This window comes from Faecalicatena sp., from assembly GCF_058819085.1.
This window is the reverse complement of the sequence record NZ_JBZUUL010000024.1, coordinates 1-24,712: the sequence shown is the minus strand read 5'-3', so window position 1 is coordinate 24,712 and position 24,712 is coordinate 1. Positions and strand designations below refer to the sequence as shown.

General features: G+C 43.1%; 24 protein-coding genes and 1 pseudogene. 6 read left to right on the top strand and 19 right to left on the bottom strand.

The window, feature by feature from the left end; translation table 11 throughout:
* Positions 1–111 precede the first annotated feature (111 nt).
* Together AC4OGX_RS11440 and AC4OGX_RS11435 are read left to right on the top strand one after the other, a co-directional pair.
* On the top strand, positions 112–627 hold the full coding sequence (locus AC4OGX_RS11440) for a PadR family transcriptional regulator (RefSeq protein WP_493330614.1): 516 nt from the start codon (positions 112–114) through the stop codon (positions 625–627).
* 89 nt (positions 628–716) lie between these two features.
* The gene (locus tag AC4OGX_RS11435) at positions 717–1,175 is read left to right on the top strand and encodes a VOC family protein (RefSeq protein ID WP_493330612.1); all 459 of its coding nucleotides are present in this window, start codon (positions 717–719) and stop codon (positions 1,173–1,175) included.
* 5 nt (positions 1,176–1,180) lie between these two features.
* On the opposite strand, the gene AC4OGX_RS11430 is transcribed toward AC4OGX_RS11435, so the two are convergent.
* From AC4OGX_RS11430 to AC4OGX_RS11355, 16 genes are all read right to left on the bottom strand, one after another.
* A complete protein-coding gene (locus tag AC4OGX_RS11430; protein WP_493330610.1) occupies positions 1,181–1,597 on the bottom strand; it encodes a YjdF family protein in 417 nt (138 codons plus the stop codon).
* A 226-nt stretch (positions 1,598–1,823) separates the two neighbouring features.
* The gene (locus tag AC4OGX_RS11425) at positions 1,824–2,537 is read right to left on the bottom strand and encodes an Rv2686c family ABC transporter permease subunit (protein ID WP_493330608.1); all 714 of its coding nucleotides are present in this window, start codon (positions 2,535–2,537) and stop codon (positions 1,824–1,826) included.
* Positions 2,534–3,235 carry a fluoroquinolone export ABC transporter permease subunit gene (locus AC4OGX_RS11420; RefSeq protein ID WP_493330607.1) on the bottom strand — a complete coding sequence of 234 codons (702 nt, stop codon included), beginning with the start codon at positions 3,233–3,235 and terminating at the stop codon, positions 2,534–2,536. The genes AC4OGX_RS11425 and AC4OGX_RS11420 overlap by 4 nt, the downstream gene beginning before the upstream one ends.
* A complete protein-coding gene (locus AC4OGX_RS11415) occupies positions 3,232–4,086 on the bottom strand; it encodes an ABC transporter ATP-binding protein (RefSeq protein WP_493330859.1) in 855 nt (284 codons plus the stop codon). Before AC4OGX_RS11415 ends, AC4OGX_RS11420 begins: the two co-directional genes overlap by 4 nt.
* Entirely contained in the window at positions 4,079–4,675 is a 597-nt protein-coding gene (locus tag AC4OGX_RS11410; RefSeq protein WP_493330605.1) for a TetR/AcrR family transcriptional regulator, read from the bottom strand. The genes AC4OGX_RS11415 and AC4OGX_RS11410 overlap by 8 nt, the downstream gene beginning before the upstream one ends.
* 251 nt (positions 4,676–4,926) lie before the next feature.
* A complete protein-coding gene (locus tag AC4OGX_RS11405) occupies positions 4,927–5,985 on the bottom strand; it encodes a PD-(D/E)XK nuclease family transposase (RefSeq protein ID WP_493330604.1) in 1,059 nt (352 codons plus the stop codon).
* A gap of 358 nt (positions 5,986–6,343) precedes the next feature.
* Positions 6,344–6,829, bottom strand: a complete 486-nt coding sequence (locus AC4OGX_RS11400) for an MGMT family protein (RefSeq protein WP_493330602.1) — start codon at positions 6,827–6,829, stop codon at positions 6,344–6,346.
* Between the two features lie 206 nt (positions 6,830–7,035).
* Complete coding sequence (locus AC4OGX_RS11395) at positions 7,036–8,085, bottom strand: serine hydrolase domain-containing protein (protein ID WP_493330600.1); 1,050 nt, start codon at positions 8,083–8,085, stop codon at positions 7,036–7,038.
* A 24-nt stretch (positions 8,086–8,109) separates the two neighbouring features.
* Positions 8,110–8,946, bottom strand: a complete 837-nt coding sequence (locus AC4OGX_RS11390; protein ID WP_493330599.1) for a MerR family transcriptional regulator — start codon at positions 8,944–8,946, stop codon at positions 8,110–8,112.
* 84 nt (positions 8,947–9,030) lie between these two features.
* Complete coding sequence (locus AC4OGX_RS11385) at positions 9,031–10,320, bottom strand: sensor histidine kinase (RefSeq protein WP_493330598.1); 1,290 nt, start codon at positions 10,318–10,320, stop codon at positions 9,031–9,033.
* Positions 10,317–11,000 carry a response regulator transcription factor gene (locus tag AC4OGX_RS11380; protein ID WP_493330596.1) on the bottom strand — a complete coding sequence of 228 codons (684 nt, stop codon included), beginning with the start codon at positions 10,998–11,000 and terminating at the stop codon, positions 10,317–10,319. The genes AC4OGX_RS11385 and AC4OGX_RS11380 overlap by 4 nt, the downstream gene beginning before the upstream one ends.
* Before the next feature lie 97 nt (positions 11,001–11,097).
* The gene (locus tag AC4OGX_RS11375) at positions 11,098–11,646 is read right to left on the bottom strand and encodes a class I SAM-dependent methyltransferase (RefSeq protein WP_493330595.1); all 549 of its coding nucleotides are present in this window, start codon (positions 11,644–11,646) and stop codon (positions 11,098–11,100) included.
* A gap of 104 nt (positions 11,647–11,750) precedes the next feature.
* The gene (locus AC4OGX_RS11370) at positions 11,751–14,309 is read right to left on the bottom strand and encodes an FtsX-like permease family protein (RefSeq protein ID WP_493330594.1); all 2,559 of its coding nucleotides are present in this window, start codon (positions 14,307–14,309) and stop codon (positions 11,751–11,753) included.
* Positions 14,310–14,318: 9 nt separating this feature from the next.
* Complete coding sequence (locus AC4OGX_RS11365; RefSeq protein WP_493330592.1) at positions 14,319–14,987, bottom strand: ABC transporter ATP-binding protein; 669 nt, start codon at positions 14,985–14,987, stop codon at positions 14,319–14,321.
* A 129-nt stretch (positions 14,988–15,116) separates the two neighbouring features.
* Positions 15,117–16,055 (bottom strand): sensor histidine kinase, encoded by a 939-nt coding sequence (locus AC4OGX_RS11360; RefSeq protein ID WP_493330590.1) that lies wholly within the window; start codon positions 16,053–16,055, stop codon positions 15,117–15,119.
* Between the two features lie 3 nt (positions 16,056–16,058).
* The gene (locus tag AC4OGX_RS11355) at positions 16,059–16,721 is read right to left on the bottom strand and encodes a response regulator transcription factor (protein ID WP_493330588.1); all 663 of its coding nucleotides are present in this window, start codon (positions 16,719–16,721) and stop codon (positions 16,059–16,061) included.
* 179 nt (positions 16,722–16,900) lie between these two features.
* On the opposite strand from AC4OGX_RS11355, the gene AC4OGX_RS11350 reads away from it, so the two are divergent.
* From AC4OGX_RS11350 to AC4OGX_RS11335, 4 genes are all read left to right on the top strand, one after another.
* Positions 16,901–17,434, top strand: a complete 534-nt coding sequence (locus tag AC4OGX_RS11350) for an RNA polymerase sigma factor (protein ID WP_493330587.1) — start codon at positions 16,901–16,903, stop codon at positions 17,432–17,434.
* Positions 17,431–18,282, top strand: coding sequence for a hypothetical protein (locus tag AC4OGX_RS11345; protein WP_493330586.1), 852 nt, complete (start codon positions 17,431–17,433; stop codon positions 18,280–18,282). Before AC4OGX_RS11350 ends, AC4OGX_RS11345 begins: the two co-directional genes overlap by 4 nt.
* 112 nt (positions 18,283–18,394) lie before the next feature.
* The gene (locus AC4OGX_RS11340; RefSeq protein WP_493330584.1) at positions 18,395–19,279 is read left to right on the top strand and encodes an ABC transporter ATP-binding protein; all 885 of its coding nucleotides are present in this window, start codon (positions 18,395–18,397) and stop codon (positions 19,277–19,279) included.
* A gap of 3 nt (positions 19,280–19,282) precedes the next feature.
* A complete protein-coding gene (locus tag AC4OGX_RS11335; protein WP_493330582.1) occupies positions 19,283–20,530 on the top strand; it encodes an ABC transporter permease subunit in 1,248 nt (415 codons plus the stop codon).
* A gap of 156 nt (positions 20,531–20,686) precedes the next feature.
* Here the strand turns inward: AC4OGX_RS11335 and AC4OGX_RS11330 are convergent, their stop codons facing one another.
* The 3 genes and pseudogenes from AC4OGX_RS11330 to AC4OGX_RS11320 all read right to left on the bottom strand — a co-directional run.
* Positions 20,687–22,378, bottom strand: a complete 1,692-nt coding sequence (locus AC4OGX_RS11330) for an AAA family ATPase (RefSeq protein ID WP_493330581.1) — start codon at positions 22,376–22,378, stop codon at positions 20,687–20,689.
* A 66-nt stretch (positions 22,379–22,444) separates the two neighbouring features.
* Positions 22,445–23,332, bottom strand: a complete 888-nt coding sequence (locus AC4OGX_RS11325; protein WP_493330580.1) for an ATP-binding cassette domain-containing protein — start codon at positions 23,330–23,332, stop codon at positions 22,445–22,447.
* Positions 23,308–24,712: pseudogene (locus tag AC4OGX_RS11320) on the bottom strand (hypothetical protein); the annotation flags it as partial. The gene AC4OGX_RS11325 and the pseudogene AC4OGX_RS11320, both read right to left, overlap by 25 nt.

Sequence of the window (24,712 nt, the reverse complement as noted above, 5' to 3'; positions counted from 1 at the left end):
AACCATGCGGCGCTTAGCCGAGGCGAAAAAACGGCTTTGCCGCGGATTTAAGCTTACATGGATAAGGAATAGTAACTGGACATATTTAATAACTATAATAAGGAGGCTCTCATGGCGACCATCGATCTGATCGTATTAGGAATGTTGAAAAAGGAATCTTTAAGCGCATATGATATTCAGAAATTAGTGGAATACCGTAATATTTCCAGATGGGTAAAGATCAGCACACCCTCGATTTACAAGAAAGTCATTCAGTTAGAAGGAAAGGGCTATATCCAAAGTACACCTGTAAAGGAAGGGAATATGCCGGAAAAAGCAGTTTACTCGTTGACCGATGCCGGGGAAAAGGAATTTGAAAAACTCATGTTTGAAATTGCACAGAAACCAGTTCGTATTTTTCTGGATTTCAATGCTGTAATCGTAAATTTGGAGCAGCTTTCGTTCGAGAAAAGGAATATCTGCCTGAACGATATCGAAGAACAGGTAAATATCTTAAAGTCATACATTGAAGAAAACATTGCTCTCAAAGAGAATATGCCTGAGATACCAGAGACAGGAATGGCTGTCCTCAGACAGCAGCTCGTACTGGCCCAGGCGATTGAAGACTGGATCAAATCCTTGAAGTAAATGAATTTCGGTACAGCGTTTAACTAAGGTGTTCATTTACTTAAGTGTTTCATAATAAGAAAATAAATAATAAATCGGAGGTTCATACTATGATAAATGAAATTGTACATGTAGGTATCACAGTAAAGGATATGGATACCTCTATTGCATTTTACAGGGATGTATTAGGCTTAAGCTTTCAGGGGGAGCTGATCATGGAGGGGAAAGAGACGGATCTACTATTCGCGATGGAGAACTGTAAAGTCAGGGTGGCCTATTTAAACGGCAGTGAGGACATCATGGCTCCGCCGGTAGAACTCATCCAGTTTCTGGGCGGCGAAATGATAGAAAATGAAGTTCATCTGTGCAAAAACTCGATTTCAGAAATCTGTTTTAAAGTGAATGATATTGATTCGGTATATCAGCATTTGCTGGAAAATGGCATAGAGTGCCTTTCTTCCCCCCAGCAATTTGATTTTACAGATTACGGATTTGGAAAAAGCAAGGCACTCTACTTTAAAGATCCCGACGGGATCATTCTGGAATTAATGGAATCTGTGAAATCTTAGGGGCATCACCTGCCCCTATGCTTTTCTTTTTTCTTCTGCTGTTTCAGTTCAAACTGGCGCTGCTTCTGTACCTCACGTTTTTCGCGTCTGGAAGCTTTGCGCACAGTTTTCATCTGCTCCTGCTGCAATTTTAAAGCCTGCTGCGCTTTGGTACCGATTCCGGTGTTTTCGACCTGTTTGTGTACCTCGCGCTGCATCCTCTTGGGATTCTTCACTGCCTTTTTTGCATCAGCTGCCACAGCCGGACTAAACCGTAAACGGTCGTATTCTCTCAGGATGAAATCAGAAATCTCATAATCCTTTGGCTCTGCCCCAAATGTAACCTTTAAGACCGATAACCTGCCGTCTTCGACGTGTTCAAAGATTCCTACCCAGAAAGGGTCCTCAAAAAATACGGTCAGCGTCTCTGTTGTTCTGTCCATGACAATTTCCTCCTTAAAAATTGATATGAACAGCGAACGGACGACCCAAGGAGGGAGGGTTACTTATGCTGTATAAACAGCACGGACGGACTACGTACCGACTCTGCAGTTAACCTGCGTTGTGTTTTTATCACTGCCTGATATTGAGCACATGAGGTTAAATATCTGATAGAGAAAACACCTGATGTGCGATATCTTTTTTTATTATACATCGGTTCTTCTTCTCTCACAAGAAAAACCTCCGGTGTAATCTCCTCATAAAAAAGATGATCCATAAGAAACAGGATAACACCCCGAATATACATGAAAAAAGGTCCACTCCATCCATCAGCATTTTCCCGATCCAGAAGGAGGGAAGTATCGCCATGATATAAGCATACGGGGCAGGGATGAACCAGATTAAGATAAGTCCGATAAAACTAATCCCCATCAGCTTCGAAAGTGCGAGCCCCTCCACCCGGTTTCCGGCAAGAGAAACCACCATCATCGCCAGAGCAATCCCCGTAAGACTGCTGAGAATAGATGCCAAAAGAATGACTCCAAACGTTACATAGGAAATGTGAAAGACGACGGAGACGAAGATCGTCATCACAAATGCCCATATCATCGGCAGTCCGATCCTTGCCGCCAGATAAGCGTTTCCCTCTGCCGGAGTGATCTGATAAAAGGCGCTGATCCCCTCTTCTCTCTCCTCTAAAAGCAAAAATGCAGATATCATTGCCACAAACATCGGGGTCAGGCAGATCAGCATCCCATCTGCAAGACCATACCAGTCTGTGATCGGGAAGGAAAAACGATTCGTCAAAATGGTATTTAGAAACGGGATCGCATACTTAAAAAACATACCTATGAGAATCGGTGCCGGAATCATCACGAGCAGCATCCCATCTTTCCTGATTTGTTTTAAACCGATCCTGAAAAGCTTCATTGTATACCTCATATACCTTCACCTCCCTCTGCCTGTAAAGCCGTACTCATACGTCTATTTGCCAGGACCAGCATAAGCCCCAGCCAAAGAATCAGATTCACCCACCACCAGACCTTTGTATTTTCTGTCTGATGCAGGGAAACTGCGATCATATGCCACAATGCAGTGCCCGGGAAAAGCTCTAAGATCGGATGTCTGATTCCAAACGCTGTCAAAATAGGGGGGATCGATAAAAAAACAGTCGGAAGCACGACAATGATCATATAGTGATTCACGGACCGGGCATAGGATGCAACAAGCAGACCGATTAAGTTAAATACGACAGCACCCCAAAATACACAGAGGGATAAAGAGACCGGATAAAACCTGCCCTTTAACCCCGCCAGAGCGATCAGCTCAGCCGACACCGTTGACAAAACCGCCAGCGATATAGATTTTGACAATAAATATTCCAGCGGCCGAAGAGGTGAAATGCTCCAAAAACGATGCAGTCCTTCTCCTTTCTCCAAAAGCCAGATCCCGCCGATGAAGAAAATGCCCAGCATTGCGGGATCCGTCAGTATGATCAGGGAGGCGGTCATGTTCTTATACTCAGAGGGCATTATCCACAATGCAGCCATATAGACCAGGCTGAAAAAGGCATATAAAAAATAGAACCCATACTTTATCTGAAAGCGGATATCATTCTTTAAGGCATTGAAAAATCTCATTGTAATCCCCTTCCTGTCAGTGCGATAAATACGTCCTCGAGTGTCTGCTCTTTCGAATGGATGCTTGTCAGAGTTCCTTCTTTCAAGGCAGTCTGGAAATCCTGTGCAGCGGCCAGTTCGGAAAGTGCACAGGCACTGTGTACCTCGTTTTCTTTGTCCAAAAAGCAATATTCCACTTTTGTGCCGGTACTGCATCTTCGAAGGGCATGCGGTGTGTCCATCGCTTTGACTGTACCGTCAGCAATAAATGCGACCCGGTCGCAGAGCTCTTCAGCATCGTGCATGTTATGGGTGGTTAAGATGATCGTTTTCCCCAGCTTTTTCTGCTCCAATATCATATCTTTTAATACTCTCGCATTTGCAGGATCCAGCCCGCTGGCCGGCTCGTCAAGGAAGAGCAGCTTCGGATCATGCAGCAGGGATCGCACAAAGCCAAGCCGCATCTTCATCCCTTTTGAATAACTGGAGACCTTTTTATCAGCATCGGCCTGAAGTCCTACTTTTTCCAAAAGCTCCATTGGATCGAATGTTCTGCCGCTATAAAGGGACGCAAAATACTTCAGGTTTTCCATAGCAGTAAATTTCCCATAAAAATTAGGAAATTCAAAATCCACACCGATCTGTTCATAATAATCGCCTGTCCTGTGCTTCATCTCGATGCCCAAAACGTGCACACTCCCGCGGTAATCCTGCAGCGTCCCCGTCAATATTTTCTGCAGGGTACTTTTCCCTGCCCCGGAGGGACCAAGAAAACCGAATATCTCTCCCTGCTCTACAGAGAAGCTGATCCCCCGGATGGTGTCTGCCTTCGCAGACGGATATTTTAGTGAAACATTCTGAACCTCAATTATTTTCATCACTTACGATCTCCTTTAAAACGCCATCCAGAATAAGTCCCATAATGGTCAGCTGGTCCTTTGTAGAATCCTGCTGCAGATTCAGAAAACTAACTGCGAGTGTCTGCAGTGTCTTAGTTGCAATTTCAATTCCACAGGTAAAATGCACACCATATTCCTCCAATTTCTCAAGTTCATGCCCGTCATCCTGAGTGTGCGCCGCGATCACCTCCGGCGGAAGCTTGCGGTACAGATATTCAGCGGTCTCGCTGTTCGCCTGTCTCAGCATCGGATAGCATTCCAGTTCCTGAAACATCCAGAGAAAACATTGCTTACATAGCTCCCTCGGCGGTAAAGAACGGTTTTTCTCCAAAAACTCTTCCATCTCAAGCCACATTTTCTCCTGCAGGCTTGCTGCAATATCCATATAAAGATGCTCCTTATTCGTATAGAAGGAATAAAAGGAACCCTTCGCAATCCCTGCGGCCCTTACAATTTCATCGATGGATACCTTCTTTAATCCAAAGGTCGTAAATAACCGCTCGCCCTCCTGCATTAATTTTTGTCTGATCATCTCTTTTTCAGTGTCGCTGAACTTTGGCATTATCAGCCCTCCAATCTATATGACTATTTTACCTTATTTAGTCATATAGATCATAACACTTATTTTTACGATTTACAATAGTGAAACTGCGATTATTTTATGGAAAAAATCCAATACTGATTATACGTTTTGGCTGACCTTTCCTGTAAATCGATACAAATCTCCACGCAATCAGGTCAAATACGATAAAAAGAAGGCCCCCCAAGTGTCAGAGGCCTTCTTCTTAATTACAAACCAATTTTTTAAAAGATTTACTTTTGTAATAACTCTTCCAATTTCCTTTTTAATGCTGCAATTTCTTCATCCTTTTTTGTTAGTTGTTCATCCTTCTTTGTTAGTTGTTCATCCTTCTTTGTTAGTTGTTCAACCTTTTGGTTCAGCTGCTCATCCATTTGAGCTAACTCTTCCTGCTGCTCCTTCAACAGCTTTTCCTGCTCTTCTATCATATACTGTACAGTATTTCTATCCAATTCTGCCAATTCCTTTGAATACATCTGCATCACCCTTTCGATATTGCAACACATGTCATAAACTTCTGCATACATGGCCCCAAACTCCGGGTATGCTTCCATCAGCTGTATGATCCGCTCCGGCTCATCAAATGACAGGAAAGACAACCATGCATCGAGTTCATTTTCTATATTTTTATTGTGCATGTTTTCCCGGAAGATGTCAAGTGGAATCAGAATATACTCCTGTAAGGTGTCCAGTTCGAGCCCTGTATCAAACGCCTGCTTCGATCTGTGAATATACTGGTTCTTAAACTGTTGGAATTCCTGTGTGCTTTTCTCAAAAAACACAATCGTAAATACACTCTTAACATCTCTATATGTAAAACGCTTCTTTCTTTCACTTTTTACCCTTTTATACTGCCTGAGCAGTGTATCGGCCGAATAACATGCGACCCTTTGCCCCGGAAATGCATATCCCAGCTTTTGAATTTCGATATTTGCCAGGCTTCCATCCTCCAGCTCCACCAGCATGTCTGTAATCAGAAGACTTTGTTCATCTGCAATCCTTACAGAATCATTTGTCAGAATCTGACGGATTTTTACTTTTCTTTTTAGAAGCAGAGTTAGGATCCTCTCCATTCTTTCGGGATGATACTCCGGACTGAAGATTTCTTTAAAAAAGGAATCATACAACATTTTAACCCCTCGCACCCCTGTACAAAAGTCCAGGAATTCCTCCTGCTGTTCTTCCTTCCATAAATCAAAAATGTTCCACAGTCTCCCGCTGTCTTCTATTTCCTTCAGTACTTCCTTTCTCGTTTGGATCATCGGGAAATAGTCTTTGAGTGTTTTTGCCATAGGCTTGCTCCTCCTTTGTAATATAAATTTGTTGGTGTAAATGGTTGTTCTAAATCACGGATTAAACTTCGAAAGTGAAGTACCGAATATATAGAAATCTTGTGGATGGAAACCGGCATGAATGCCTTCCACATAAGATGATTTTAGATTAACATAACAAAGACGTACAATCAATTAACATTCTATAAAGTTATTATAAACAAATAAAACTAGAACAAAGTGTGCAAGCCCCTCACTCATGAGGGACTTGCACACTTTGGCGCTACTGCGATGCCACGAAACCAGAACGATTGCTTACAGAGCGTTTCATCAGCTGCTGAATATAATCTATGGTCTTTCTTCTATGTCACAGTCCTTTTTAGTTTTGATCAAGCGAAAAGAGAACCTTCTCGTAATCTTTGACATAATATTTCAGATTCTTACGCCCCTTTTGAATGATTACATGTCCCTCGGATTCCAGCTTTTCCCTTTGTGACTCGACTCCACCCGGATATTTTGCATTTAGCTCTCCGTTTGCCTTCAATGTCCTCCAGTAAGGAGTTTCGTCATCTAAACGCTGATAACTCGCCCACGCGGCAATAGAAACAAATATTCCGGCGGTTATGGGGTCCGTAAAATCTGCATGATTCTTTTTAGCCAGATAATCCCTGATCGCTCCAACAGTTATGATTTTCCCATAGGGAATGGTTTTCATGATCTCATCATAAGTAAGCGGCGGTGCAAAATACATCCTCTCTCCGCCATATTTTCTGATCGTGGCCTCATCCGTAACGATCTGTACTTTGGGCATCCCGTTATCCCTGTGCAGCATTGCATTAAAATCTTTCTTATCTTCATTTGCCATTACTGTCACCTCCTGCATCTATTATAGGAGAATACAAAAACTTATGCAATGAGACTGTTTTATAAAATGCTATTTCATTTCACCTTTTTTTACTGTTCACAGCTCACTTCACCTACATGCGCAAAAGCAGCCAGCGAAGCTGTCTGTCGCTGCGATGCAGCTCATTTTTTGGCTTATGTGGGTGAAGTGACCAGTTCCAGCCAGATCTAAGTCATCAGATGGCTTCTTACGAGCAAGCTCGACGAATCAATCTGCCGACTTCGATCTGGCTGTGAACAGTAACTATCTTTTACGACATATGGTTCAACATATTTCTGAATAAACGTAATGCGGTCAAAGACGGTGGGCTTAAAAGTGGCAGCAACGGCAATTACTATATTTTCAGCCGGATTGATATATATGACATTGCCGCTGTTTCCAATCGCTGCATAGATCTCTTTCTTTTCATCAATGATCCACCATAAATATCCATAGCCCATATTCTGGAATCGTTCATCACACTGATACCGGACTTTGATACTCTCTTCTATCCATTTAGATGATACGATTTGCTTCCCGTCATATGCCCCCTTATTCAGGCATAAAAGCCCGATCTTTGCCATATCATCAGCGGATAGACATAGGCCGAAACCGGCTGCGCCTACTCCCTGGGGATCACAAAACCAAATATTTTCCTTAGGTTCCTTAGATGTAGTAAATTCTTTGTGTTCCTCTGCCGTTTCTGTCAAATAGTTTTTGTGAGGTTTCACATCAAGCGGCCTGAAAAGGAATTGGTTCGCAAATTCAACCGTTGTCATACCGCTGGTTTTCGCTATGATCCCGGTTAAAATATGGATTCCCAAAGTTGTATACTTGTATTCGCAGGTCAAACCAGCCCGTCCTCCAAGCAGATCTAATGCTGCAGTCGTCCAGTTCTGGCTGGAACATACTTTAACCCACGGTTCATATTTATACTTATAGGGAGCTGTCATGGTCAGAAGATGCCTGATCAAAACCTTTTGTATCGTCTTTTCTCCTCTTTTTATCAAAAAATCTAATACAGGCTGTTCTATGCTTTTTATGAGGCCCTGTTCAATTGCGATTCCGACCAGCAGTGAGGTAATGCTCTTGGTCACTGACATCACATGGCAGGTATCTTCTGCCTTAAAGTTGTTCCATGTATCACTGTAGACTTTCACTCCATTTTTATATCCCACTATTTGGCAGATATTCTTTTCCTGTTTTGAAACAATATCATGTAATTCTGATTGATTCATATATCATATCCTGCTTTCTCTTTTTCAATAATCTGCTTCTCTTATTTTTACCGGATAATAGATCTCTGTTACGAGTTCATTTTCGCTTGTTACTTGTGATGGGTCAGTTACATATATTTCGTATAGCGGCCCATTATTTTCATATCCATTTTTCTCTGCCCACTTACACTGTTTTGCGTATACAGAGGACAGTGCTGTATAGGAACCATACAGGATTGTTTTTAAACATAATCCTGGGACAAAATCTCTTGTTCCTGTGGCATATTCCTGAACCGGGACAGCAAATTCTGTGTCTAAGCCGTATTGTGTAAATTCATTCGAATGATAAAGAACCATTGGCGGTGCAGCAGCCGTTAAGTTACGATGTCTGATCTTTCTAAAAAGTTCCTCGTAACAGGCATGATATTGAGCTGCAAATTCAAACTTATGGATCATTTTCCGGATGGAAACAAGATACATGACCGGAATTTCTACAAGCTGTATCTCAAAATCGTCTAAGTATGACAGAATGGATTTCCCTTGTTTTAACGCGGTCATATCGTTCTCTAACTGTGTGATTATCTTTCTGAACATCTGCACCCTATGCTTAAATTCCATTTTCTTTTTATCGAGTTCAAAATATAACGCTTCATCCAAAGTGTCTTTTTCCATATGAATAATAGTTTTAATCTCTTCTAAAGAGAATTGATACAGTTTCAGACGGTTTATAAACAGCATCGTCTCTAATTGTTCGATAGAATAGTATCTATAACCATTTTCCGGATTCACTTCGCTGGGGCTTATTAATCCGATTTCGTCATAGTATCGAAGTGTTTTTGTGGAAACTTCACATACTTTTGAAAACTCTCCGATAGAAAGCATAAATCCCCCTCCTTTTTGTATATCTGCTTTGTATCCGGTTTCTATGTTACACCTTGACGTAAGGGGAAGGTCAAGGTGTTAAATTCATTTCGGTATTACTACAGAAAATGTGATCCGGTTACCTGTCTTCTGAGCCTGTATGCAGCCGCCATGAAGTTCTATTATTTTTCTGACAATGGGAAGCCCCAGTCCTGTGCCTGATGTTTCGGTTCTGGCTTCATTAGATTTATAGAATCTGTCAAAAAGTTTTTTCTCATCTAAGCTGTCCGGGTTTTCGATTTCATTGGATAAAAAAATGAATACCTGCTCCTTCTCTTCTTTTACTGACATTACTATCTCAGTTCCTTTTACCGCATACTTTTTGGCATTGCTCAAAAGGTTCTCCATTGCCCTTATAAATTTTTCTGAATCTATACTTGCAATGATTTTTTCACTCCCCATCTCAAGCTTCCATGCTAAATTGTTCCTTCTGTAAATCCGGCTATATTCACTGTCGATATAATGAACCAGCCCGGAAAGATCAACGGGCTTTTTCGATATCTGATAATCGGCCTGGTTCAGTTTTGTATACTCAAACAGCTGATCCACCATCGTATTCATATCTGCAAGCCTGCGATTTACTACATTTATATATTCATTACATTTTTCCGGATCTCGAAAGGCATTTTCATGAATCAGCTCACTATAACCGATCACCGATGTCAACGGTGTCCTCAAATCATGGGAAATATCTGCAATGAGCTGCAGTTTCTCATCATTCTGCCGTTTTTCCTCATCAATTTTCTCTTTTAATGTAACTGACATCCTGCTGATACTTTGACTGAGCAGTGACAATTCATCATCACTTTTAGCTGCCAGTCTCCTTCCAAAACCAGACTCTTCCATACGTTCAACCTCAGCGGTTATATATTCCAGATATTTAATTTTTCGCCTGACCATTATTTGGAAAGAAATCACAAAGACCCCGATCAGGAACATGATATACAAAGTGGCTATGGCAGAAATCAAAAAAACACCCTCCGGCTCTGCCAGCACAGTCTCCAGCCTTTTTGTAATATGATGTTCCATCAGGATCTTTCCATTCAAAAAAATCACGATGCAGACCACAGAGATAGAAACTAATACAGATAATATGAGATAATTTCCTAATCCGTTCTTAGCATATTTAAAAAAATAAAAGACAATTCCTGCAAAAATAATAACTGCAAAAGCATTCCCCAGATATAAAATGTACGGTACTTCTAAGGCAGAAGCTGCTCCTTTGACAGCCACAAAATAAGACGCCAAATTACTCACCTCTGCGCTGATAAAAAGGAATGCTATGGCAGCGGCTATGACACCTAAAATATGTTTCGCTTTGATTTTTGTCTTCATATTTTATAACCCGTTCCCCATACTGTTTTAATGTATTCAAATTCTTGTGAGCTGTCTTCCAGTTTGTCGCGCAGATTAGAAATATGCATGATAACAGTGCTTTCATTGTCAAAGAATTCTTCATGCCAGACATGTTCATAAATCCGTTTTATACTCATTATCATTCCTTTGTTCTGCATGAGGTACTCTAAGATGGAAAATTCCTTTGGAGTGAGCTTTATTTCTTCTCCCTTTAACCAGACCTGTCTTGTTACCGCATTCAGCTCAAGCTCCTTATACTGCAGTGTAGTTGCTCCATACCCATCATTATATTGTTTGTATCTCCTCAGCTGAGCCTTCACTCTGGCCGTCATTTCTATTGGGTTAAAAGGCTTCGTTATATAGTCATCAGCGCCCACCGACAGTCCCTGAACCTTGTCCATATCCTGCACCTTTGCAGACATGAAGATGATCGGTACCTTTGACTGCTCCCTGATTTTAATACAGGCATCCATGCCGTTAAGTTCCGGCATCATAATATCCAATAAAATCAAGTCTACTTTATACTTTCCCAAAATTTCTATCGCTTTTACTGCATCTTCACACTTAATATACGGTATGGATGCATTTTCTAAATAGATGCCAATCATGTTTCTTATATCTGCGTCATCATCAACAATTAAGACATATCCCTCATTCATTTGTATCTCCTCCAAGACTATGTTCCATTTTAAACATCTGGCTGGTATTCATAATATCACAAATTTTGATATTTGTATAAGCACTTATCCTATAGGGTTACCTCTTTTTCATTTCTAAAATAAAGGCAGGCGGGAAGTTCAAAAGTTCATAGTTGGTATGGACCAGGTGAAACCAATGTAAAAATATACTTTTCTTCAGCATCGTATACTGAAAAGTGATAAACCTTCCGGAATCTCCAATCACATTTTGCACCGCTTTTAAAATATTCTGTGAGGCCTTCTTGGGCAGTGAGGTAAAGGGCAGTCCTGAAACGATATAATCTGCTTTTTTCTGATCGTATTTTGCCAGATATGATCCCACATTGGCGGCATCTCCGTGAATAACATGAATATTTTTCTTATGCTGGTATCTTTGGTGAAGTCTGGACCAAAATTCTTTATTTTGCTCAATCAAAATAAAAACGGTGTCCTCATCCTTAAGAGCTATGATCTCATCTGTAAATACACCTGTTCCAGGTCCGAATTCAACGATGCATTTACAATTTTCGAAGTTTATCGGCTTCACCATCCTTCTGGCCAGTCTTTTACTGCTTGGGGCAAGTGCTCCCACCTTCCTTGGATTCTTTAAGTATTCTAAAATAAACATATTCTTTTCCTCCTTACTGTCTGTTGTTTTAGATCATAGCAAAGAGCTATAAAGATGCCGCCCAAAAAAGTATAAAGATTTCTTGATATTTATGAAGCTCCTATTTACTCAAAACTCCCGATCCCTTCGGTGATCTGTCTTGTCTTCCAGGACTTTAATATTCCAAAGGAAAGGAATACACAGACTGCCAGTGCCCCCGCCGACACGAGGAGGAATTCCGTATAAGCAAAATGGAATCCATGGCTGAAGGATTGCATATCCGATATTTTATACAGGTATTTTAATACTGGGCGGGAAAGTGCAAATGCTGCCAAAACAGATAGCACTCCCAGGATGAAATTCTCAAACACCATCAGGCGTTTTGTCATGGCAACACTCATCCCGATCGCCCGCAGCATACAGATTTCCTTTGTTCTCTTCTGCATCCGGTATCGGAAATTGTTGATCATATTCATCATAACCAGTATCAGTGCAACCACAGAAATTCCGTAAATATAGACCATCTGCTTATGGTAGAACATTTCATTCTGCTTTGTCTCAGAGATCAGGCTGCGGGTGGATATATTGGAATTCTGACTGCCGATCTGGATCAACTGCTGCTCTAACAGATTCTGCTGTGACAGGCTTTGGTTCGTATCTCCGTCACAATACATACACTGGATCCCACTGTCAGGCACAAGCTCCTGAATATACCGGTCGCTGGTGATCAACAGCGGATAGATCGTAATATTGCAGTCCCTCATATAGGGGAAAGACACAATGGCTGCGATTTTATACGTTTTATAGGCATATTCTGCGTCGTGATCCGTTAGTTTCTCATATTCTTCAGAACCTGTCTGTAAATCTTTTCTGTATTTAATAGAAATTTCATCGCCGGCATGGTAATCCATCAAAGGAGTTCCTTCTTTATAATAGCCCGGGAGATCGTTATTCTTTGTATCATCCATCCTGAGAATCGAGAGGATCACTTCATCTTTTTTGAGGCCATCTGGTTTAAAGTCACCTTCGATCACGTATTTTTGCAGTGCAGTCAGTGCTTCCGAATTATAGCCCAGCAGCGTAGATTTATAGATCTGATTTTTTCCATCATATCCCCTGTCCTCATATCCATAGATCTCCTTTAGCGTTTCATTACGATCCTCGTAAAACGCATCATTCCTCTTGACACCGTCTTCGTCCACCACGCGGACCGGGAGCCCGGAACTTGTTTTAACGGAAGTGATGCCTTTCAGATCCTTTATCTTTTCTACACTTTCTCTGGACAAGCCTTCTTTCACAGAATTAAAATACAGCATTGTCAAAGCATATTCTCCGTTGAGATAATACATTTCCTTTGTATCTTCCCGGTATATTTTCAATGTCTTTGCCTTGTATGCAAGCCCTGTAAACAGTGTCACACCCAGGCAGATTGTCAGGATCACGAACCCGCTTGTTTTCAGATCTTTAAAAATGTACTTACAGCTCATCCTAAACAGAGTGCCTGTTTTGCTGCTTGTCTTCTGTATAGGGAAGAGTCTGCTTTCTTTTTCTGCCTCTGTTCCTGCTATTGTGTCTATGATGGAAGAACCCGTGATCTTTCTTCCGAACAAATATCCGATCAGGCTGATCAGGAGGAAGGTGACAACTACACAGATCAGGATCTGCCAGATCGGTATGACCATATGAAACCGTACTTCCTGGTTCAGAAGATACACCTTCGTATCCCTGTCACCGGATATCACCATTACTATCCAGAAAATGAAAAGACCTGCCAGGATTCCAAATGGAACACTGACCCAATAGATGTGATGCAGCTCCAGCAATAACATTTTGCAGAGCTGTTTTCTTTTCATTCCGATTGCCCTAAGGATGCCGTACTGCTGCATTCTTGACAACGCAGCGATGCGGTACACGCCGTAAAACACGACCATACAGATCAGTAAAATCACACTGATAATCTCAGCGTCAAGCAGATAGAGTTCATCAAGCTGCTCTCTCGCCGGGCATTCCTTGAGCTGCTTCTTCTGAAGATTCAGTGTTTTCTTAAGTGATTCCGCTTTGCTGTGATAATTTATGTGATCCTGAAACTGTACGTAGGCGAGATACGGTGCTGTGCTGTCATAGTCCATAGAAGTAAACATTTCCAGAGTACCATATTTCTTATTGGCATAGATATCAGATAACATTCCCACCAGATGATAGGACACTTCTTTTCCGTCTTTATCTGTGATTGTAACATCCTGACCAATGACCGGCTCTATCCCAAGATTCAGCAAAACCCATTTTTCGGCAGCAAGCTCTCCTTCCTTCCGGGGCAGTCTTCCATCTATGACCTTCGTCATCAGTGTGATCATTTTGTCATCACCTTTTGTCAGAAACACATTCTGGCCATTTCGTTTATAAAGCTCATATGAGCCTTTCTGCAGCGCCATCCATTTGATATCTGAATCCTGTTTAAGCAGTTCTGTCTGTTCTTTTGTCAGATCGTCAATGTAGCAGTCCGAAGGGGTGAATTCTGCCTTTAACTGAATGTTTGCTATTTTATGGTTTGTATGGATCAGGATCAGCATAACCGTCAGCAGCAGAAAGGTTAAGGCAAAGCTTGAGAAGATCGCAAGTGTATTTTTCTTATAATTCTTTATAAAACTTGTGTGAAGCCTGATTTCATTATTATTGTCAAACATCCGTCTCACCTACTCTTTTATAATCTTTCCATCTTCGATTCTTAAAATCCGGTCAGCGAGCTGGGCGATTTCCTCATTATGCGTGATCATGAGGATCGTCTGATTGAATTTACTGCTTGTGATCTTCAATAATCCCATGACGTCCTGGCTGGTCCTGGAATCCAGATTTCCGGTCGGCTCATCTGCCAGCACAAGGGCAGGTTTTGTGGCCAGAGCCCTTGCAATTGCCACTCTCTGCTGCTGTCCGCCTGACAGCTGTTTCGGAATACATTTTAACTTTGCACTCAGACCGAGGATCTGTGCGATCTTCTGGATGTACTCCACATCGACCCTTCTTCCGTCCAGTTTCAGCGGAAGGATAATATTCTCCCAGACACTGAGCATTTGAATCAGGTTATACTGCTGAAAAATGAACCCGATCTTCCTGCGCCGAAACACGGTCAGCTCGTCATCCGATAATTCCTGTATCTTTTTCTGGTCCACAATAATCTCACCGCTGGTGGGGATATCTAATCCTCCCACCATGTTGAGAAGTGTTGTTTTTCCGCTTCCCGAGGAACCGACAATCGCCACAAACTCTCCTCTTTCCACCGTCATACTGATGCCGTCCAGCGCATTCACCTGTGTCTCACCTGACCCATAAATTTTCTTGAGATCTTTAATCGTTAATATATCCATGTCTGCCTCCTATATCAGAAAAAAAGTATAGCCTGTATCTTTATATACAGACTATACCACAATCATCTCACAAACCAGTCTCCACAATCTCTCAATTTTGAGATATTTCCTCTTTCGGAAGGAAACTTCCTATATCATAAAGAACAGAGAAAAGGTGCTGCCCTCTCCTACTTTGGATTCCAGCCTGATATATCCATTCTGTGCCTTCATGACCTCCCGCGCCAGATACAGCCCGATTCCGACACCGGGTCTGTCACTTACCATCTTAGAACGATAGAATCTGGAAAATACATTTGCCTGTTCGGATTCCGGAATTCCGATTCCATTATCCGAGATATCCAATCTGACAAAAGAAGGATATGGCGAGACACGGATGGTAATCTTTCCTCCGTAAGGGGTATATTTGATGGCATTATCGACGATATTGGCAGCAGCTTCAATCGTCCACTTTATATCAAATACAGCCTCTTCCTCTGTATCAAACACCTCGAATTGGATCTCTTTTTGTGCCGCAATTACCTGAAACTGATTCCTGACTGCATCCAATACGGCTTGCAGCGGCTGTTTCTTAACATCTACATTGATGATCCCCGTCTCCAGCCGGGACAATTTTACTAACGCCTCAATCAAAAAATCCAGTGTCTGGGCCTGCTCCCGGATGGCTGCTATCTCTTCCCTGATCTCCTGCTTTTCTTCCAGATCCTTCCCGTCGAGCCACTCATCCAAAAGCTGAGAATACAGGACAATATTGGAAATGGGAATCACTGCCTGGTGGGACACATCCGAGATCTGCTCCTTGATCAGTCTTTTTTCTTCTTCTGACTTTCTGACGGACACCTCATTCTTTCGGATATAACACCACATGTCATTTTCAATCACAGAGATCTTAGATTCATCCAAATTTTCATCTTGAAAATTCCCTGCGATCGCATCATCCAGCATTTTCTGGATATTCTCAGTCAACTTACGCTCTCTTCTCAGGAAGTATACGATCACACACACGCACAGCATAGCCGGAAGCACTGAAACGAGTATCCACATAATCTTATCCATCACTTCTCCAATCATCGCCTATATTCTTGTCCATGTATAGCCAACGTTGTATACCGTCTTAATGCATTCGGTATCGCTGCCCAGCTTATTCCTTAAGCGGTTTACCACAACTGTGAGTGCATGTTCCTCCACATATTGAGTATCCCCCTGCCAGATATAATCGATCAGCTGGCTGCGGCTTAAGTTTTTCCCTTTATTCTCGATCAGACACCGAAGCAGTCTCTGTTCTGTCTTACTTAGCTCCAGGATGTCATTCCCTTTCAGAAACTCCATTTTATCAAAATCGAAATGAAACTCCCCGTTTTGATAAATATTGCCGTGCACCTTTTCATTCCTTAACTGCACACCGACTCTGGCCCGTAAGACCATCAGGCTGAATGGTTTTGTAATATAGTCATTTGCCCCTAATTCCAGCCCTGATACAATGTCCATCTCCATTTTATTAGCCGTAAGAAGGATGATCGGAACCGTATCTGTCTTGCGGATCTCTGTCATAAGGTCTATCCCGTTTCCATCCGGAAGATTCACATCCAGTAAGATCAAATCGATCTCCTGCTCTTGGTACAGAGCCCTTGCTTCTTCAAGAGTAAAAGCCTGCAGGCATGAAAACTCACTCCTTAAAGCCAGTTTAATCCCCTCATTTAGTTTCCTGTCATCTTCCACAATCAGTATCTTTTTCATAAGTTTTGTAACTCCCGGCTGCCATGTTGTTTCTAACATTATACGGTAACTTTGCGATATTCTCAACTATTTAGCAGGTCTAAGCAGCATTATTTAAAAAATATTCAGAAAGATTAAATCATTTTCGAAGGCCCGGTTCGTTATAGTAAGTAAGGGGACGCCCTTAGGAGGTTAAAATCTTGACGCGTGAAGACGAATTAATTCAACGAATTGAACATGGGGACGCTGAAGCGGTTGAGGAACTGGTAAAAAGATTCTACCCGGAAATCCTGCGCTATTGTCTCTGGCACGCTCCTGACCGCTCACTTGCGGAGGATGCGGTACAGGAGACCTTTTATAAAGCGATCCGGTATTTTAATCATTATGTACATAAGGGGAAATTCAAATCCTTTTTGTATCAGATTGCCGCAAATACATGTATTGACATGCGGCGGAAAAAGTGGCAGACACACCTTTCTTTCGAGGAACTGAATGTAGATCCTTCCTATTTGGATCCCACGTTTGAAGAAATACATGCAAATCTTACATTCAAGCAGCTGGTCAAAAGCCTCCCCGAGGAAACGCAGGAAATTGTGCTCCTGCGTTTTGGACAAGACTTAAGCCTGCGGGAGATTGGGGAGGTTATCGGTCTGCCGCTTCGTACGGTACAATCGAAACTTCGGTCAGCCTTAAAACGGCTGAAAAAGGAATTTGAGGAAGGAGGAGACTTATGAATCACAAAGACTTTGAAAGGCGCCTTAGATCTGCTCTCCAGCATACAAACGAAGCGGGATTCCAGGTGCATACTGAAACGGGATCTCAGGTGCATCATGAGATGGGATCTCAAGAGAACAAAGAGACCGGATATCAGAAACATATGGAGGATATCATATGGAATATCAAAAAACAGAGCACTCCAAAAGCATACCGTGAGAGAATTGGTTTTCTCAGGTTTTTAGCGCTGCAGATGAAATTCATCGGCTTTCGGATCTGGATCTGTCAGGGAGCTTTTATGACCGGGCTACTCACCCTCGTTACTACTTTGCTTGGACCGCTTTGGTGGACGGATCAGCGGTATGTGATACGGGTAGTATGCTGCTTTTCTCTTCTGGTCTCCATGACCGCACTCCCCTTTATTCACCGCTCAATCTATCACAAAATGCATGAAATCGAGACCTCGTCTCTCTTTTCTTCCATGCGGCTGCTTTTGGCCAAGTTGATTCTGCTGGGGATCGGAGATGTATTGATATTGAGTATGCTCCTGCTTGTAACAGCCATAAGGACCTCTCTCTTTACGGACAGCCTGTTGTTATATCTGCTTTTTCCTTTTTTACTGGCAAGCAGCGGAGCGCTGTTCTTGCTGAGGCATTTAAGTGCAGAACATTATATTGGGGGCAGCCTGGTATTTTATGGTTTCCTATTGATACTGTTCCTGATGTCGGATGGACTCTGGCCTGTATTATACCAGCAGACCTTTTCAGCCGGGTGGATCGCAGTATGCGCAGGGCTGGCGGCATTCTGCATCTGGCAGTTTAGTTCCCTTGCCCGTCAGTCCTCCTATGCTGAATTACAGCTTACTTGACCAAAAAGATACTTCACAGGCTGCAGACACAATGCATTCCGCCAATTATGTAATGCCAAAGTCAAAGCAGATCTTCTCAATCTGCTTCACATATTAAGAAAGGATGGTACAAATGGAACTATATATTGATCATATATCTAAACAATTTAAGGACAAGACAGCCGTTGATGATGTCACTCTGCGAATCACGCCGGGTGTATGGGGACTGCTGGGTGCAAACGGCGCCGGAAAAACCACGCTGATGCGTATGATCGCCGGAATCATGTCACCCACTTCGGGTCAGGTCATGTATGACGGTATCCCGATTCATACCCTAAAGGAAGGATACCGGGATATTTTCGGATACCTGCCCCAGGAATTCGGCTTCTATCCGGAGTTTACGGTAAAAAATTATCTGGAATATGTAGCCGCCTTAAAGGGGCTGACTGTCAGAGAAACTAAACGTAAAATCTCAAATTTACTGGAACAGCTTACATTATCCTCTGTGAAAAATAAGAGAATCGCAAAGTTATCCGGCGGTATGAAGCGGCGGGTAGGGATTGCACAGGCTCTCTTAAATGATCCTGAGATCCTGATCCTGGACGAACCTACCAGCGGTCTTGATCCCGCGGAAAGAGTGCGTTTCCGGAATCTGCTCTCCGAATTTGCCAAGGACCGTATCGTGCTGATCTCGACCCACATCGTCTCTGACGTGGAGTATATTGCGACCCGCAATGCGGTCATGAAAGACGGTAAGCTGATCGCTGAGGGAACAACCGAGGAACTGGTCCGGCTTGTGGACGGGAAAGTCTGGAATGTGGTAATTCCTGATACATTCCTGCCGGAATATGAACGGAAGCTTCGGATCGTAAACCTCCGCAATGAAAATGACGGCCAGGTTTCTATCCGCTACCTGGCAAAACAGCCCTATACGGATGATTCCGTCCCTGCCACTCCACGGCTGGAGGATTTATATCTGTGGCTGTTCCCACAGAACGATACAAGAATGGAGGTGTAATATATGAGAATTTTTAAACTGGAATTAAAAAGGGTACTCAATACCCGAATGACCTGGATCCTGTTAGCACTCTCCCTGTTTCTCTCTGTATGGATGGCTTATCTGCCGACCACTTTTTCCGATATCAGCTATACCGATGAGAATGGTGATCAGGTAGAACTGACGGGGTTAGACTCTCTCCATTACCGAAAGACGATTCAGGCAGATACCGCCGGAGAGGTTACGCCTGACAAGATACACAAGGCCCTGGAAGCATATCAGGCTTGTTTGGAAGAATATGGCGTGGAAGATATTTATGAACTGCCGGAAAATGTGTATATAAAGAGGCTCTTACCCTATGTGCCGCTGATGCATGGCGTGAAAGAAGCTTATGCCAATCCGGATACAGGGATTGCACCCTCTATTTTGGATATTCCCTTGGATAAAACAGATGATTTTTATGCCGCCTGTGATGACCGGATCGTCTCTTTAATGAAAATGGAACAAAGGGACCATCCGGCGGCACAAAAGAAAGCCGTTAAAATGTATCAGCAGGTAGAAAAACCCTTTGTCAATTATCCGGGTGCTTCTTCAGAAGCCATGGATTATCTGCTGACGCTCTCCTTTTTAATCCTGCTGTTCTGCACGATGATCGCAGCCCCTGTCTTTTCTTCTGATTACCAGACCGGAGCCGACGACATCCTGCGCTGTACAAAATACGGCCGCATCCGGCTGGGGGTTGTGAAGACTGCCTCAGCACTGGGAATCTGCGGGATTGCTTTTCTGTTCTGTGCGGCTGTCTATCTGATCGTCTCCAATTCCCTGTTCGGGTGGGAATGCACCAAAACATCCATGCAGATCCTGTATTCTATTGTGGGCCTGGCGGATCTGAATATGGGGCAGTTACAGCTGTTGACCGCGGCGGCAGGTCTTCTCAGCCTGCTTGCGTCTGTCAGTTTTACATTATTTATATCCTCGCGGGCACAGAATACGCTCATGTCCATCGCAGTGTCATTATTCTTCTGCTTTCTGCCTGTTGTGATCTACATGATGATTCCGGGGACAGTTGAGCTCTGGCTTCGGTGCCTTCTCCCTGCCGCCGGGCTTGGCCTGCAGAGCAGCTTCTTATATACAGTGATTGATTTTGATTTCCTGAATATTGGAAACTTTGCAGTCTGGATGCCTTACGCCATGATCGCGTTCACAGTGATCGAGATCCCACTGTTTATCGGGCTGACACTTCATTCCTATTCTTCACGCAGGATGAGGTAAATAAGCAGGATAAGGTAATAAGTAGAATGTAAAACTTCTTTCATGAGGATGACTTTTGAGATATTAAAAAATCAGGGGCAGCGATCTCTTCCGGAAGGCCGTGTTTAACGTCCTGGAAGAAAGGGATCGCCGTCCCTGACTTTTATTCGCTCAAACCTATTTTTCCAGCATGACCCTGCACCGCTTTTTGTAACATGCGATTCCATATTTTAGGATCCGCTCTATCCCGGCATCATAAAGCTCCTGTTCATACTGTTTCTCCTGAATCTGCTTTAGGGCCGCCTTACATCCTGCCTCAAGATCAGCATCCTCCGCATATTTAATCTCCAGCACGATTCCTTGCTCTTCCTCATCAATCTCCACGAGAATATCACTATAACCATCCCCGGATTCTTTGTTAGAGGAAATCCCCCAGGCATCTTTATACCCCAGCAGACCCAGCAGGATTCCGTGATAAAAGTTTTCCTTCATCTGCTTTTTCACGAAGGTATCCCGGATGCTGATGGTCTTTTTCAGATATTCGTTAAGGAGTCTCTCTGCCTCTTTAGCATCTCCACACTTTAAGGCTTCGCAAAAAGCATCTACCGTTTCTCCGTTCTTCTGGATGCTCGTTTGAAAGAATTCCATGATCTGTGTCGTGAAAATATTGCGGATCTCCATATTAGGGATTGCCAGCTGAAACCCGCTCTCATCCGGTGTGCCCCTTTGTGTGAGATAACCGGTGGTAAATAAAACGCTCCAGATATTATCAATAGAATCATACATATCTTTATATGTCAGTTCCTGGCGAATCTCCTTTGCGATCACTTCCCCGGCAACCAGCTTTTCAATCTCACGCTTCGTAGTCCCCTTTTGATCCGCCTCCCGGATAAAGCGCCGTACTGCATCATTGCTGCTCGTATTGGACCAGTAATTCTGCGGCAGCGCGTCCGGCTCTGTACGCAGCTTACTGCAATAGCAGATGACGTCCCATGGACAGTACACCTCTGCACTGCCAAACTGATATCCGTCATACCATTCTTTAATCGTGTCATAACTGGAAGAAAGCTGGTAATACTCTAGCATCTCTCTCACTTCCCGGTCCGTAAATCCAAAATACTCATCAAATGCCGCATCCGCAATAGAAAGTACCCGAAGATTATTCAGCCCGGTAAAAATACTCTCTTTTGAAATCCTCATACACCCGGTCAGAACGGCAAACTGCAGGCTGTCATTCGTCTTAAGTACCTGCTCAAATAAATTCCGCAGCAGGAGTACCATCTGATCGTAATATCCCTGTTCAAACGCTTTGGCCAGTGGTACATCATATTCATCGATCAGAAGAATGACTTTGCTGCCATGATGCTTTAAGAGAAGTCTAGATAGATCACGCAGACCGCCAAAAAGTACTGCATCATCCATGTTTCTGTTTAATAATTCCGTAAATAGTTCTTTATCATGTAAGGTAAGCATTTCACTATCCAAAAGATACTGACACCTGCCGGCCTCTTCATTCAGGATCTTTACCGCAATATTTCGGGCCGTGTCGTAAGAATCCGCATTGATTCCTTTCAGAGAAATCGAGATCACCGGGAATTTCCCCATATATTCCTCACACAAGGTCTTTTCCTTTGAAATAGCCAATCCCTCAAAAATCCGTTTGTCGCTGCCTTCTTCAAAAAAATTCTTCAGCATACTCATATTTAAGGATTTCCCGAACCTTCTCGGACGTGTGAAAAGATTCACCTCACCCCAATTATCCAAAAGCTCTTTGAGCAGGCCGGTCTTATCTATATAGTAAAAGTCCTCCTCGCGGAGTTTCTCAAAGTTTTCGATTCCTATCGGAAGCTTCTTTTTCGTAATATCCATTCTGTTATCACACTCCTCACATGAATTCTAACTTTTTACATGTCTGGCTCTATTATAACAAAATAACTAGGAAAATCCCACCTCTGATTTTTCTTCTTCCAGCCAGTAAAGGTACACATCCTCCAACGTTGGCAGAACCTCCCGATACATATCTGTTTTCGGTGACTTCTCCGCAATCAGCCGGACTACCACATTGTCCTCATCCCGGTATATATTACTGACCCGGTACTCCTTTTTTACCTGCTTCAACAACGTGGAAGGGATGGTCACTTCATACACTTTTCCAGCCATCTTCTTTAGCAGTTCTTCTGGCGGCGCCATGTCCACCAGTCTTCCCTCCTTCATGAGAAGAATTTCCTTCGAGATAAATTCGATATCGGAGACAACATGTGTTGCAATCAATATAATCCGGTCTTTACTTAAGTCTGCTATAAAATTCCTGAGCCGGATGCGTTCCCTTGGATCCAGCCCGGCAGTCGGTTCATCCAGGATCAATACTTTCGGATTATGCAGAAGGGCCTGGATCAGCAGCACCCGCTGTTTCATCCCGCCAGATAATTCTTTTAGCTTCTTATAGCGTATCTCCTGCAGGTTCAGCAGATGCAAAAGTCTGTTCATATTTCCCAGAATCCGCTTTTTCCCCATACCGCGAAGTGCTCCGATATACAGTAGGAAATCCTGCACCGTAAAGGTATCGTAGAGTTGTTGCTGCTGCGGCATGTATCCCATGATCTCGCGGTATTTTCCCTTCCTATTGAGGATCTCCTCTCCATCTAACAGAATACTGCCGCTGTCCCTTAACAAATTATCCGTTAGTATGTTCATCAGTGTGCTCTTTCCTGCGCCATTCGGCCCCAGTATCCCATAGATTCCATCCGTGAACATTGCTGTAAAGTCGGTCAGGGCTTGTTTTGATCCATAACGTTTATTTAGGTTTTCAATCCATATTTCCATATACGCTCCTGTCTGTCGTCCTTACATATCCTGTAAAAACGCCGTATGCAAAGGACCGGAAGTGCCAGAATAAATACGGCGACATAACAAAACAAGACTGCATAGCTGCTTTGAAGTAATTTCTGTGTCTCCAGTATTCCGTTTAAAGAGAAGAAATGGATGCGGCTGAATCCATACCACTCTAAAACCAGTGGAAAAAGAAACAGAACTGCCGCAATGACCATCGTCATAACTGTATCTTTTACCCATGTGGATAGTGCCATCACTGCCAGGATTACGATCAGTATTCCCAGAAACTGCCCTGCCCGGACCAGAATCATATACTCTGCGATTGACCAATCCCCTGTTATCTGATTCATTGTACTGATTGACTGTATCCTGACATTCCAGATATTCATGGGATACTGACGGTTAATCTCCATCCATGCGGGAATCTGAACCAGCACCGCCATTAGCACTCCAAACAGGCTGACCGTCAGAACCTTATTCAGCAAAAGACTTATTCGTCCCCGTTTCGTAGATCGAAGCAGCTTCATTACATGCAGGTCATACTCCCCGCCCAGGGTAACAGAAGCGGCATAAACGGCCGCCAGCATTCCCAACAGGATCGTACTGCCTGTATAAGCGGGGGATAATTCTCCAAAAAGTACCTGATATCCAGTCTCATAAAGCAGCGGCAGCCCCCTGTCCGGATGTTTCTGGTTCCATTCTTTTACATACTGGGCCTGCTGGTATGCTCTCATAAATCCAGGATATGTATACATGGCACCGCTTTTTCTGATCTGTATCTGCTCTTTCGTCAGCCCGCTGCTCTCTGGCGTCATGCGGAAAATTTCCTCGAATTCAGCCTTCTTTTCCTCGAAATACTGCATTTTTTCTGTTGTCAGATGCCCCTCTATATCCAACATATATGTACGATAGACATTCTCAGCCAAATCGAATTCTTTGATCCTCCCGGTACTTAACAAAACCGCACCGCTAAGAAGCAGGAATCCAAGCCATGCTGCTTTATGGGTCACACACAATTTGCGAAGTTCACAAAAAAACAGAGAAGTGATCCTTGGTTTTCGCATTTGAAGTTTTCCAGCCAGACTGCCCTTTTCTCTTTTTGTCCTTTCCCTGGAAGTTCTGCAGAATTTTCGTATATTCCCTGCTGATAAGAAAAACAACGCCAATAGAAGGAATCCCCCAAAAACTGAAACACTATGAATCGGATAGTCAAAAAAGTTCAGATTGTGATATTTTTCTAAAAGCGGGTACACTTTGATGTACTCTGCCAGATTAACATACCTGAACACGTCCAGATAAGAATGCTCCGGCAGAAAGACTGTCATTGCATATTGCACTGCTCCGATGCCGCAGACATAAGCCACCATGCCC